Below are 12,636 nucleotides of genomic sequence, written 5' to 3' on the forward strand. Positions count from 1 at the left end.
ATCCCTTTCATCATAACTCACGTATATAATAGCAATAACTATATGCTAGGGATAATAAAAATGAGAGAAAAAGTAAGCAAAGTCGGAATAATAAGTTTATTAGTCTTTTTCCTGCTAATGATATTCGCAAATCCCTTTCAGAGCAAGTTTACAATAATCTCCCACGGAATTGAGGAAGTGAACAATCAAAAATTTGATCAATCTTATGTAGCTTATAACAAAATGCTGAGTGAAAATGTAAAGGACTCACTTGTAAATTATCAAGGTTTTATAGATTCTAAAGCTGAATTTGAAGCCTTTCTGAATACCTTTGGTAGCGTCGAGCCCACAGAGTTTAACTCGTGGTCTGAGAAGGAGCAGTTAGCCTTTTGGATTAATGCATATAATGCTTTTACTATAAAAGCCATAATCGATCATTATCCGATCGAAAGAAGTTTTTCACTTGTTGGAATTTTCTACGCCCCTTCAAACAGCATTCTCCAGATCAAAGGTGTATGGAAAAAGCTTGAGTTCAAAGCTGTTGGAAGGATGGTCACACTTGATGAAATTGAGCATGAAATACTTAGAAAAGAGTTCAATGAGCCAAGAATTCATATGGCCATAGTTTGCGCCTCTATTTCATGCCCAGACTTAAGCCCCAACGCATATACCGCTGATAAAATTGAAGAGCAGTTAACACAGGCATCGATTGATTTTATTAACAATCCAGAAAAAGGAGTCTCTATTGACCAAAAAGACGGCAGAGTAAAACTATCTAAGATATTTAAGTGGTTTGGTGATGATTTTATCCCTAACTATGGAACTCAGAAATTATTTAACCACTATAGCCTTAAAGAGAATGCCGTACTTAATTTTGCTGCAGACTATTTACAATCAGATGAGCAAAAAGAGTACTTAATGACCGGCAAGCTGAAAATTGGATATTTAGGCTACGACTGGAACCTAAACGAGCAAACGCCCTCTTCATCATAACAGCAAACTAAACTAAAACGAACTTAAGATCGAGCTTCCTCTGCACAATAAGCGCTGGCTGAGGAGTAAGCTGAGACGCAGTACGGAACTAGAAAAGTGAGCGCAATTTTAAAGTACAATTGACGGTGCAGCTCCAAGCTTAAAAGAGAATCATGATGGTTAATAACAATCAATATGGGTCCTACTACCAATGCGACTTTAAGTGCCCTTACGACAGTCTCACGTCTAAAGAAATTTTTCATAAAATTATTAAATCTGCTTTCCATAGTCCTATCTAAAATATATAAAAGAGCCCCGATAGCAAGAAATACTAAACAAAAACGCCGCATATGTTACTTTTATAGATCACATTATCAAAAGCCGGAGGAAAGATGTCTACAGAAAATATGAATTGGGACCTAACTAGCTACTTTGAGGAGTTTAACGGTCCCCAGATGAAGGAATTTAAGAAAAAGTTAAAAGAAGATATCCAATCAATCAAGGACAATGCTGCATCACTTGAGCCATTAGGATCAGACAATCAGGACAAATGGGAAAAAGTATTTCTAGACGCTGAGGACTTAACCACTAGATACTCTCACCTTAGATCCTATATAGGCTGCGTAGCATCGGCTGACAGCTTAAACGAAGAGCACCTTAAAGAAGAGGCCGAGATGGCTGTATTAGGTGCGGAGTTCTCAAAGCTCTCCTCGGTTATGCTGAATTCTCTCAAAAATACCAATGATGAGGATTTCAATAAATTTACCCAGAAACCATCACTAAAAAGCGCTTCTCATTATATAAAAAGAGAAAGAGAAGAATCTCAAAAGAGAATGGATCAGGAAAATGAAATACTAGCGGCCGACCTTGGCGTGGACGGCATTGGAGCCTGGGGAAGGCTATACGATACAGTATCGAGCAAGCTAGAGTTTGATATGATCTATCCAAGTGGAGAGAAGGCACGGCTCCCAATGTCTCAGAGAAGATCGCTAATGGAAATGCCCGATAGAGAAACTAGAAAAGCAGCTTTTGAAGGGGGAAATCTTGCTTGGGAAGGGATTGAAGACGTTGCGGGATCTGCTCTAAATGCAATAGCGGGAACAAGGCATACGCTCAATAGACACAGGGGAATCGACCACTTCTTAGATGTCGCACTTTTTCAGGCATCTATTAGCAGAAAAACATTAGACTCTATGCTTGAGGCAATCTACTCTGAGATTGAAGTGCCAAAGGAAATTCTCAAGCTTAAGGCTAAAACTATGAATAGGGAAAATGTTGCCTGGTACGACTTAGGCGCTCCAATGGATCTAGAGTTTGTAAAGAAGCTTGACTGGGAAGAAGCACAAAATCTTGTAAGAAACTCCTTTTCAGCCTCATATCCTGAGCTTGGAAAATTTGTAACAGATGTTTTTGATAAAAATTGGGTCGATTGGTCGCCAAGGGAAGGAAAGCGCCCGGGAGGCTTTTGCACTGGCTCTCTTCTTACAAACGAGTCCAGAATATTTATGACTTACAATGAGACAATTGGCGATGTTCTCACTCTGGCTCATGAAGCAGGTCATGCATTTCATAGCCACGCTATGCGCGATATTAGGCCCTACGCTCATTTCTACCCTATGACACTTGCAGAATCAGCATCTACTTTTGGCGAGATGATTTTAACCGAGGGTATTTTAGAAGACCCATCCATCAGCGATGATGAAAAGATCCTCATGTTGGACACCGAAGTAAACCACGGGGCTATTTATATGATGGACATACCGGTAAGGTTTGAGTTTGAAAAAGCATTTTATCAAGAAAGGCAAAACGGCGAGGTGCCAGTTAGCAGACTAAAAGAGCTTATGGTAGAGACTCAGAGAAAAATATTTGGAGACATCCTGGAAGAAGGCGGAGAGGATCCATATTTTTGGGCTTCAAAGCTTCATTTTTATATAACAGGGGTTACTTTCTATAACTTCCCCTACACTTTTGGCTACCTATTAAGCAGAGGTCTGTTCTCAATGTTTAAAGAAGAAGGAGCTGATTTTCTTCCTAAATATGAAGAATTTTTAAGATTGACCGGGTCTGATACTGCTGAGAATGTGGCCAAGAGAAGTATAGGACATGACCTTGAATCGCCTGAGTTCTGGAAGCAGTCTATTCACACACTCAAAGAGCCGCTTGAAAAACTTAATGAGTTGTTAAGCAAACGAGAGGTCTAAAATCAGAGCAGCCATAATGCCCAGCATATATAAGATGGAAATGGCAAAGGCCCTACCATAGCCTGTGTTTGTAATTGTGCATTTTATAATCACGTACTCAAAGTATCCGCCGAAGATTACTGCTAAAATGGCGTAATAAGCTGACGCGTATCCCAAAAACCAAAATGACAGCGATAGCGGAAGAAGAGATACTGAGTAGATAAGTATCATTATGTTTGTGAACTTTGCGCCGAATGCAACCGGCATTACAGGTACGCCGGCTTTTTTGTAGTCGAGCTGGTATTTTTGAGCCAGAGCCCAAAAATGAGGAGGCTGCCATAGCATCATAAATGCAAAGAGTATGTAGCCGTCTAAACCTATTCTTGGAGCTATGGCGGCATAACCTATTAGAACCGGCAGAGCGCCAGGCAGACCACCTAAAATTGTGCCGTAGGGTGAGCTTCTTTTTAGATACAGAGTGTAAAGCAGAGTGTAGCTAAGGATTGCAGCGATTATTAAAAGAGCGGTCACGTAGTTTAAGTAATAAAGAGCTAGAAATAGTGAGATAATGATAAAGATGCTTGCTATTGCAATTGCAGTTTTCTCACCGACAACTTCAAGAGCCTCAGCACGCTTACTCAGCCTGTCCATAAGAAGATCTATCTGCTTGTCTAAAACGTTGTTTAGGATTGCTGAGCCGGCGGCGCTTAAAAGCAGCGCAACCATAGTAATTAAGATAGTATTTAAAGTGGGAAGCCCACCTTGGGCCACGACCATCCCGGCGAAGCCTGTGAATGCAACGCTTACTATAATTCCCGGTTTAGAAAGGAGAATAGTTGATACTACTATATTTGAAGAGGCTTTTTCTGCTTGTTCTACCTGTTCCATCGGTTATCCCTTTGATTAGAGCCTTTAGCCGTCAAAATTATACACGACTTTCCCTCATACCCCGAAACCATGCATATAGAGCTGTTGAAAGAATTAAGAGTGCAAAAGTTAGATGAAGCGCTGTAACTGCAAAGTTTAGTTTTGAGAAGACAACACCGACCCCTAGAAGTATTTGCACTAGAATGAAAGCTACTAGTAGCCAGAGCTCAAGTCTGTATTTTTTAAGCGCATCTGAATAGTACGAAACAATTAATAAAACTGCAGTAATTATTGTGATTATGTAGGCAAGGGTTCTATGTGCATAGTGGTTTAAGATCATCCCAGAGAGCTCTGGCGGGATCCAGTACCCAAGACAAGTAGGGAAATCAGGGCATGCAAGCCCTGAGGATGAATGTCTTACATATGCTCCTAAAACTAACTGTATAAATATAATAATTGCGAGCAAGAAAAAGAGTCCTTTATACCCTGTGAGGCCAAATGATGGCTTATTATCTTTCCCATCAAAATGATACATATATAGAGTGAGGGCAAAAATCAGCATAGCGTTTCCAAAATGGAAAGTAGTCAGATCAACTGGAAGCTCGAGTATAACTACTATTCCGCCAAGAATAATCTGGAAGATTAAAAGTAAAACTGTGATTATTGGTATAAGCTTAACCCCGCCTGAGTAAGCGCGGAATCTCATATAACAGAATATAATAAGGAATATGGAAGCTATTCCACCGATTACGCGGTGCATAAACTCCATATAGGTATCCCATCTGTAAGGAGGTACTACCTCGCCGTAACATAAAGGCCAGTCAGGACAACCCAGACCTGCGTGTAGTCCCGCAACTAGGTTTCCCCAGATAAATAGGATAAAGAGTAAAAATAGGACAATTTTGCCCATCATATATTGTTAACCAGTTATATTGGAAAAATTCTTGTGAATGTATCCAAAATAGTCATGCCAATTAATAAGAATAGCAGACCTATCGGAAATAGTGCATACAGCCAGGTTATAGGGTCTTCGAATTTTAAGTGCATAAAAAACAGAGCTACCGCTCCAGCCTTAATAGACGCCACAAACATTGCCACAGCAATGTTTAATTGACCGAAATCAAAATATGAGATATAGACAGTTATAAATGTGAGTATCATTAGTGCTACCCACACCAAGAAATAAGTCGTATAACTTGTTATATGTTTTTCATGTCCATTAGTATTTTCGCTCATTTATTATGCCTCCGTCTACCCAACTAGATAAAGAAGTGGGAATAGATATATCCAAACTAAGTCAACCAAATGCCAGTATAGCCCGCCCATCTCAACTGGGGTGCTGTATTTTTCGTCAAATTTCTTTTGAAAGGTCATCACCATAATCACACCAAGCACTATAAGACCAACGAAAACGTGGAGCATGTGAAGACCAGTCATCATGAAGTAAAGTGAAAAGAATATGTTGGTGTCTGGATAGATATGGTGTGAAAACTTAGAGCCGTACTCAAAATACTTAACAACACCAAATCCAAGACCGCAGATAATTGTAACAAGAATCATTATACCGGCTAACATCTGCTTACCTCTTTGGATAGCAGTAACACCAATAGCCATAGTTAAACTACTGAAGATAAGAATACCAGTGTTAACAGCGCCCATTTCACGGTTTAGCTCCTGATGGGATTCTAGAAATAGCTCAGGGTACTTAGCTCTGAAAATAGCGTAGGCTGCAAAGAGCCCTCCAAAGAGCATAATCTCTGTTCCTAGGAACAGCCACATGCCGAGTTTAGAGGAGCTATACTCCTCTTCAGGTGTCATGTGCAAATCGTGATGTGCGTCATGTTCCATGTTTGCTTCTTCCATTTAAGCATCCACCTCTTTCTTTTTACCGTATCCATAAGTCCAATCTGTTACTTCAGGGATTTTATCAAAATTCAGTGTTGGTGGTGGTGAAGGTACCTGCCACTCAAGTGAAAGGGAGCCGTAAGGATTTTGCGGCGCTTTTTCATCACTGAATAATCCTTTTATAAGATTCACTGTCATAATTAGTACACCCAGTCCAAGTATCCACGAGCCGTATGTTGATAGCGCCATTAATGATTGAAACTCCTCTGGATAAGTAGCATATCTTCTAGGCATACCCTGTATTCCCAAGAAGAACTGAGGGAAGAAAGTAATGTTAAATCCAACGAACACTAAGAACCAAGAGAGCTTAGCAACTGATTCATTAAACATTTTGCCAAACCACTTTGGATACCAGAAATGCAGCGCTCCGAAAAAGCCCATTACCGTTCCGCCAATCATCACATAGTGCATGTGTGCTACAACAAAGTAAGTATCGTGAAGATGTATATCTGCCGCTAGTGCGCCTAAGAAAACTCCGGTCAGTCCTCCGATAGTAAAGAGGAACACAAAACCAAGCGCGTATAGCATAGCTGAGTGAAGTTCAATTGATCCTTTGTATAATGTTGCAAGCCAGTTAAACACCTTGATAGCAGTCGGGATAGCTACAAGGAAAGTCAGGAAAGAGAAGATCGTGGCCGCAACTTCTGAGATACCGCTTGTAAACATGTGGTGCGCCCACACCAAGAAGCTGATAAATGCGATACCAAGACTAGAATATGCAATAGCCTTGTATCCGAATATCGGCTTGCGTGCAAACACCGGAATAATCTCGGAGATAACACCCATAGCCGGGATAATCATGATGTACACAGCAGGGTGCGAGTAGAACCAGAAAAAGTTCTGAAACAGTACTGGGTCTCCTCCCTTTGCAGGGTCAAAGAACCCGACTCCTAGACTTCTTTCTGCTATAAGTAGTAAAAGCGTAATACCTACTACTGGTGTAGCTAGAAGCTGAAGAACTGCTGTTGCATATGATGCCCAGATAAATAGCGGCAAACGATGCCATGTCATTCCAGGCGCTCTCATTTTATGAATTGTTACAATAAAGTTCATTCCGGTAAGAATTGACGAGAAACCTAATACGAATACTCCAAAAGTTATCATCACAACATCAGTATCAGTTGTTGCGCTATAAGGTGTGTAGAATGTCCATCCAGTATCTGCCGGTTGAAGAAGCGCATAAAGCACAATGATGGTTCCCGCAATATATATGTAATAGCTACCCAAATTCAGTTTGGGAAATGCTACGTCAGGTGCTCCGATCATAAGGGGTATTAGGAAGTTACCAAAACTGGCGGCAAGCCCGGGAACAATAAAGAAAAATACCATCAGCGATCCGTGCAGTGTGAACAGAACGTTGTAGGTATGTGGGCTTACGAAATCTGCCATAGGAGTCATTAGCTCAAATCTCATTAAAAGAGCTATAATTCCCGCTATAAGAAAAAATAGAGATATTGAAATCAGGTACATAATCCCGATTCTTTTATGATCCGTTGTCACAAGCCAGGACATAAAGCCCTTTTGTTCTAAATACGGAACATATACATTTGTGGCAACACTCTCATTTGCCATTATAATTTCCTCCTAAATTAATACCCTTATTTTAATGTTTTTATATACGCTATAAGCGCATCAACTTCACCTTCACTTAGTATACCCTTAAATGAAGGCATCACAGGCTGAAATCCCTGTACTATTTCCGCCTGAGGTTCATAAATTGATTTAATTATATAATTTTCATCAGCAACATAGGTACTGCCGTCTTCCAAGGTGCCTGTTTTTCCAAAAAGACCTTTAAACGAGGGCCCAATCACTACTGAGCCATCTAAACTATGGCATGCATTACAACCTTTTTCTTTGTAAAGTTTTTCTCCGAGCTCTTCGGGAGGCAGTGAAGCAACCGCATCACCTTCGTCAACTCCTATGCCCTTCTCCCATATGTCATATGCTTCCGGGCTCAGAACAATAACTTTTCCAAGCATTTGCGAATGCCCGGTGCCGCAGTACTCGGCACAATACAGATCATAAGTCCCTACCTTTGTTGGAGTAAACCACAGCTGAGTGTAGCGTCCGGGGAGTATGTCCTGCTTTACCCTGAACTGAGGAATAAAAAAGCTGTGAAGCACGTCATCAGCTCTCATTATCATTCTGACAGGGACGTTTTGTTTAACGTAAAGCTCGTTTAGAGACTTTTTGCCGTTGTAGTAGTCAAATGTCCAAATCCACTGCTTACCTGTGACCGTAATATCTACAGCATCTTTTGGAGGCGTTCTCATATCTTTATAAACAACAAAACCATAGACGAATAGAAGTATGAGCAAAATAGAAGGTATCACTGTCCATATTATTTCAAGGGGTTCATTACCTGTGATGTAGGGAGTTTCCTCGTCATCTCTTTTCCTTCTGTACTTAACTGCAAAATAGATAAGAACTGCAGTAATCAGCACAAAGAAAAAGATAGATATAAGAGTTATTACTAATATTACTCCGTCTACTTTTCCTGCGAGATTTGATGCCGCCTCTGGAATCCAAGTCATCTGTTATCTTTTAAACCTCCATCTCTATTCATCAGGTTCTAGTTTCTCTTCTCCAAAAGTACGTAAGCCCTATACCCAATGTTAACAATGTAACCACCCCTCCTGCTTTTACTACATTTAGAGCCTGAAGAGCATATCTTTTTCCGATCGGATCAAAACCATAACAAAACAATAGGACTTTGTTAAGTAGTGTGGAATCTCCAATCTCTCCTTTAGATGCCTCAAGCAGTGAAAGCCTAAAATCAGAAGGTATGTGCTGTATACCAGACAAATACCTTGAGATCCTACCATCTGGGGTAATCACAATTAATGCTGCGCCGTGGGCAAACTCTTCACCGTCAACCTTATATTTAAAACCCACTGAGTTAGTTAATTTTTCTATGTTTTCTTCATCACCTACCATAAAAGGCCAGCTTTGTTCTGTAGCTTCTGAGCCCTTTGTGGCGTTTCTGTACTTAAGCGCTTTTGTAGCTGCTAGCTCTGGTGTATCTTCAGGGTCAAAACTAACCGTTACAAGTCTGTAATCATCTCCCAGATCAAGAGAGTCAGTCTCGTTAACGACTTTTAATAGTCCGTCTGTTGCGAAATTGCAAAGTTTAGGGCAGCTGTAATATACGAGGTTTAATACGGTCGGTGTATCTTTGGCTAATAGGCTGTTGAAAAGTACATCGTTACCATTTTCATCTTTAAGAACAATGTCATCTGGAATGCTGTCTCCAAGTTTTTCATCAATACCTATTTCTTTAACATCTCTGGCATCAGTAATTGCTAATACTGAAACTGACGAAAACGCCATTAGAAACAAAACCATTAGAGTTGTAATTTTTGCTTTATACATCGTAGGTCTCAGAACAAGTCAAACTTCAACTAATCATAAGAATTTGCCGCTACTCAACATAAAATTTCTGATGAACAAAGACGTAATACATAAATAAATTGGGGTTTTTGACTGCTATTGATTTTAGCCCCTGATAACCTCGAAACGTGGATGATTCTAGCTGATTCCTGTATCCTGTCAAGTATCACGAATTTGGGCAAATCGCAGCCAATTTGGAAATTTGCCATATTAAATTTAGAATACTACGAAATGGGAACAATTCTTGACATAAATGGCATAAAAGTTGGGCACGCTTCTGATTTTACAGCAGCTACTGGGTGCACGGTAATATTGTTTGAAAAACCTGTAGTTGCGGCGGTTGATCTTAGAGGCGGCGGCACGAGCACAAGGCAGATCGACTCTCTTTTATCTCACAACACCTTTGGGAAAATTCATGCTGTCCTTCTGACGGGCGGAAGCGCTTACGGACTTGATGCCTCAAGCGGTGTCGTAAAATACCTAGAAGAAAGAGGCATGGGTCTTGAGGTAGGTAACGGCTTAGTGGTACCTTCAGTTCCGACCGCTGTGATTTTTGATCTAGGGATTGGGGATGGTCGAATAAGGCCAGATGCAAAGATGGGCTATGAGGCCTGTGTAAACGCAAGCAGCTCAGAATTAAAAGAAGGCACAATAGGAGTTGGCACTGGGGCCTCAATAGGGAAATTGATGGGGCTTAAACAGGCGACGAAGGGTGGAGTAGGTTCTGAGAGCTTTAGATTACAAAGCGGCGCATGGGTGTCGGTATTTGTAGTTGTTAATGCATTTGGTGATGTTATCTCGCCCGATAGCGGGGAGATATTGGCCGGGGTTAGAGACTCAGAGGATGGTCATAAGTTCCCTGGCACAGTGAACTTGTTTAAACAGGGAATCATAAGAAGAGCCGACAGCTACCAAAACACTACTTTGGCTGTTGTGGCAACAGATGCTGAGCTATCTAAGTCAGAGCTTTTAAGAATTTCCAACTTAGCTCAAACAGGGCTTGCTCGAGCTATATCACCCGTTCATACAGTTCAAGATGGAGACATGGTTATTTCTGCTTCAGTAGGTAATCTGAAAGAAGATGTAAATTTAATTGGCATAGTTGCAGCAGAGCTGACTCAAAAAGCTATAATAAGGGCAGTGAATGAGGCTACTAGCCTTGACGGAATTCCATGTGCTAATGACTTAAAGAAATGATTAGCCTAGATCAATAGCTTCCCCAGACATTGAAAACTTTCTCATCCTAATTCCCAACACCAATCCTATTCCGATCATAGCGGTAAGTGTCGAGGAGCCTCCGTAGCTGAAAATCAATAGCGGAACTCCTGTGACCGGCAAAAGGCCTATCACCATTCCGACGTTAACAACAATGTGCCAGAAAAACATAGCGGCAACGCCGAAACAAACAAGCATCGAAAACTTGTCCCTCGCTCGGCTAGATGTATCGAGCATCCAAAGGATTATCATAAAGTACAGGAGCAGTACAAAGATGCTGCCCAAAAATCCCCACTCTTCTGCCAACACAGAAAAAGCAAAGTCGGTTTGCTGCGCAGGGATAAATCTTAGCTGGGTCTGTGAGCCTGATCTAAGGCCCTTTCCGGAAACCCCGCCAGATCCTATAGCGATCTGAGATTGAATGGAGTTGTACCCTGCATTAAGAGGATCGCTTGCTGGGTTTATAAATGTTTTTATTCTGTCTTTTTGATATGGTTTAAGTGAGTAATTCCAGGAGTAAAATGAGACGCCAAGAAGAGCAATTATGATAAAAGCAACTGACCATTTCTTAATACCCATGAAAAGCACCATGCTGCCTGCTACAAGAAGTATCGTCATGGCAGTTCCAAGATCTGGCTGCATGAGCACAAGTGCGACCGGCACAACTATTAAAATTAAGGGTTTAATAAGATCCAAAAAACCGTAAGGAGTTGCCTGATAGTCATTATCATAGAACTTAGCTAAAACTAATATTACTGAAATCTTTACCAGCTCAGAGGGCTGTATGGATGCAAGGCCCGCAATATTGATCCAGCTCTTTGAGCCAGATACAACCTTACCAAAGAATAAGACGAACAATAATAGTAATATCGTAAATCCATAAATGTAAAATGAGTATTGGCGTATTAGTTTGTAATTTATAAATGAGACGAATATAAGTGCGGCAAGACCTATCATGACCCAAACAAATTGCTTTTTGAAATAAGTAAGCCCGGTTTCATAAGAGGCGCTATATAGATTTAAAAGAGATACTGCGCAAAAAGCAAGAGTCATTAGAAACAAAAACCAGCCGAAATTTTTAAGAAGCCTTCTGTCAAACATTATCATTGGCATCTCTCTCTTCCATGAGTTTCTTATAATACTCTATGATCTTTCCTGCAATTGGGGCTGCGACTGCTCCTCCCTTCCCGCCGTGCTCAATAAGTACTGTCACAGCAATCTTTGGATTCTCTGCCGGGGCATATGATGTAAACCAGGCATGGTCTTTGTGCTTTTTCTTATCACTCTGAGAATCAAGTGATACAACCTGTGCTGTTCCAGTTTTTCCTGCAACAGTTAGGTCCCTGAGCTTAGCGGAGCGGCCCGTGCCGCCCGGGTCATTAACCACACCAACCATAGCGTCTTTTATGAGGTCTAATATCTCAGGATTTACAGGAATTTGGTTAACCAGTGTAGCTGAGTGTTTAAACTTATTCTCACCTTCATAGGAGACAATCTCTCTAACTATTGAAGGCTTTAAAAGCTTGCCGTTATTTGCAACTGCAGCAGTCATCATAGTTACTTGAAGAGGGGTTACACTTAAGTAGCCCTGCCCTATTGAAGATACAATTGTTTCTCCCTTATACCATGGTTTCTTATATCTTTTCTGTTTCCATTCTCTATTTGGTGCTATGCCGTCTCTCTCTTCTATACCGAGCTCTGTTGAAGATCCATACCCAAAGGCCGTCATATATTTGTGTAGGTTAGTAATGCCCATCATCTCTGCGATTTTATAAAAGTAAACATCACAGGACTTAACAATTGCGCTTCTTAGATTAACCCATCCGTGTCCGCCTCTGTTCCAGCATCTAAACTTCTTATTGCCCGATGTGTAGTGGCCGGGGCAGTGTATATATTCTTCGTGATTTATAAATCCCTCATTAAGGGCCGCAGCGCTTGGTACCATTTTAAAAACACTGCCTGGAGCATATAGTCCCTGAGTTGCCCTATTCAAAAGTGGGGAAGATTTATCATTTACGAGCTCTGCCCAAGTCTTAGAGTCTATGCCTTTTATGAAATCAGCCGGGTTAAAGGAAGGTTTACTTGCCATTGCCAGCACTTCACCTGAATTAACATCCACGACGAC

13 protein-coding genes are annotated in these 12,636 nt (G+C 41.0%); 3 read left to right on the forward strand and 10 right to left on the reverse strand.

The genetic code is table 11. From position 1 onward, the window contains the following. Positions 1–60 precede the first annotated feature (60 nt). Complete coding sequence (locus AAF462_04270) at positions 61–972, forward strand: DUF547 domain-containing protein (GenBank protein ID MEM7008330.1); 912 nt, start codon at positions 61–63, stop codon at positions 970–972. Positions 973–995: 23 nt separating this feature from the next. Here AAF462_04270 and nrtS read toward each other — a convergent pair whose 3' ends face one another. Then, a complete protein-coding gene (nrtS, locus tag AAF462_04275; protein MEM7008331.1) occupies positions 996–1,214 on the reverse strand; it encodes a nitrate/nitrite transporter NrtS in 219 nt (72 codons plus the stop codon). Between the two features lie 129 nt (positions 1,215–1,343). Here nrtS and AAF462_04280 point away from each other — a divergent pair, with 129 nt between their 5' ends. Next, positions 1,344–3,152: a M3 family oligoendopeptidase gene (locus AAF462_04280; protein ID MEM7008332.1), complete on the forward strand. Its 1,809-nt coding sequence runs from the start codon at positions 1,344–1,346 to the stop codon at positions 3,150–3,152. On the opposite strand, the gene cyoE is transcribed toward AAF462_04280, so the two are convergent. The 7 genes from cyoE to AAF462_04315 are packed head-to-tail and all read right to left on the reverse strand — an operon-like array spanning position 3,132 to position 9,278. Continuing rightward, positions 3,132–4,019 carry a heme o synthase gene (cyoE, locus tag AAF462_04285; protein MEM7008333.1) on the reverse strand — a complete coding sequence of 296 codons (888 nt, stop codon included), beginning with the start codon at positions 4,017–4,019 and terminating at the stop codon, positions 3,132–3,134. The genes AAF462_04280 and cyoE overlap by 21 nt on opposite strands. 37 nt (positions 4,020–4,056) lie before the next feature. Further along, on the reverse strand, positions 4,057–4,911 hold the full coding sequence (locus tag AAF462_04290; GenBank protein ID MEM7008334.1) for a COX15/CtaA family protein: 855 nt from the start codon (positions 4,909–4,911) through the stop codon (positions 4,057–4,059). 14 nt (positions 4,912–4,925) lie between these two features. Further along, entirely contained in the window at positions 4,926–5,234 is a 309-nt protein-coding gene (locus AAF462_04295; protein ID MEM7008335.1) for a cytochrome C oxidase subunit IV family protein, read from the reverse strand. 15 nt (positions 5,235–5,249) lie between these two features. Continuing rightward, positions 5,250–5,861, reverse strand: coding sequence for a cytochrome c oxidase subunit 3 family protein (locus AAF462_04300; protein ID MEM7008336.1), 612 nt, complete (start codon positions 5,859–5,861; stop codon positions 5,250–5,252). Beyond that, complete coding sequence (ctaD, locus tag AAF462_04305; GenBank protein MEM7008337.1) at positions 5,862–7,475, reverse strand: cytochrome c oxidase subunit I; 1,614 nt, start codon at positions 7,473–7,475, stop codon at positions 5,862–5,864. Between the two features lie 26 nt (positions 7,476–7,501). Then, entirely contained in the window at positions 7,502–8,440 is a 939-nt protein-coding gene (gene coxB, locus AAF462_04310; GenBank protein ID MEM7008338.1) for a cytochrome c oxidase subunit II, read from the reverse strand. 31 nt (positions 8,441–8,471) lie between these two features. Continuing rightward, on the reverse strand, positions 8,472–9,278 hold the full coding sequence (locus tag AAF462_04315) for an SCO family protein (GenBank protein MEM7008339.1): 807 nt from the start codon (positions 9,276–9,278) through the stop codon (positions 8,472–8,474). 249 nt (positions 9,279–9,527) lie between these two features. On the opposite strand from AAF462_04315, the gene AAF462_04320 reads away from it, so the two are divergent. After that, the gene (locus AAF462_04320; protein ID MEM7008340.1) at positions 9,528–10,493 is read left to right on the forward strand and encodes a P1 family peptidase; all 966 of its coding nucleotides are present in this window, start codon (positions 9,528–9,530) and stop codon (positions 10,491–10,493) included. On the opposite strand, the gene rodA is transcribed toward AAF462_04320, so the two are convergent. Next, positions 10,494–11,624: a rod shape-determining protein RodA gene (gene rodA / locus AAF462_04325; protein MEM7008341.1), complete on the reverse strand. Its 1,131-nt coding sequence runs from the start codon at positions 11,622–11,624 to the stop codon at positions 10,494–10,496. Then, positions 11,605–12,636: penicillin-binding transpeptidase domain-containing protein (locus AAF462_04330; GenBank protein ID MEM7008342.1), on the reverse strand; the 1,032-nt coding region annotated here is incomplete at its 5' end. The genes rodA and AAF462_04330, both read right to left, overlap by 20 nt.

This window comes from Thermodesulfobacteriota bacterium (assembly GCA_039028315.1).
Classification (GTDB): Bacteria; Desulfobacterota_D; UBA1144; order Nemesobacterales; family UBA2774; genus CR02bin9.

Excerpts from the sequence above, each read along its gene's own strand:
- nrtS (MEM7008331.1), bottom strand. The coding sequence starts at position 1,214 with ATGAAAAATTTCTTTAGACGTGAGACTGTCGTAAGGGCACTTAAAGTC.
- AAF462_04290 (MEM7008334.1), bottom strand. The coding sequence starts at position 4,911 with ATGATGGGCAAAATTGTCCTATTTTTACTCTTTATCCTATTTATCTGG.
- AAF462_04270 (MEM7008330.1), top strand. The coding sequence starts at position 61 with ATGAGAGAAAAAGTAAGCAAAGTCGGAATAATAAGTTTATTAGTCTTT.
- AAF462_04315 (MEM7008339.1), bottom strand. The coding sequence starts at position 9,278 with ATGTATAAAGCAAAAATTACAACTCTAATGGTTTTGTTTCTAATGGCG.
- AAF462_04300 (MEM7008336.1), bottom strand. The coding sequence starts at position 5,861 with ATGGAAGAAGCAAACATGGAACATGACGCACATCACGATTTGCACATG.
- AAF462_04280 (MEM7008332.1), top strand. The coding sequence starts at position 1,344 with ATGTCTACAGAAAATATGAATTGGGACCTAACTAGCTACTTTGAGGAG.
- coxB (MEM7008338.1), bottom strand. The coding sequence starts at position 8,440 with ATGACTTGGATTCCAGAGGCGGCATCAAATCTCGCAGGAAAAGTAGAC.
- AAF462_04320 (MEM7008340.1), top strand. The coding sequence starts at position 9,528 with ATGGGAACAATTCTTGACATAAATGGCATAAAAGTTGGGCACGCTTCT.
- AAF462_04295 (MEM7008335.1), bottom strand. The coding sequence starts at position 5,234 with ATGAGCGAAAATACTAATGGACATGAAAAACATATAACAAGTTATACG.
- ctaD (MEM7008337.1), bottom strand. The coding sequence starts at position 7,475 with ATGGCAAATGAGAGTGTTGCCACAAATGTATATGTTCCGTATTTAGAA.
- cyoE (MEM7008333.1), bottom strand. The coding sequence starts at position 4,019 with ATGGAACAGGTAGAACAAGCAGAAAAAGCCTCTTCAAATATAGTAGTA.
- rodA (MEM7008341.1), bottom strand. The coding sequence starts at position 11,624 with ATGCCAATGATAATGTTTGACAGAAGGCTTCTTAAAAATTTCGGCTGG.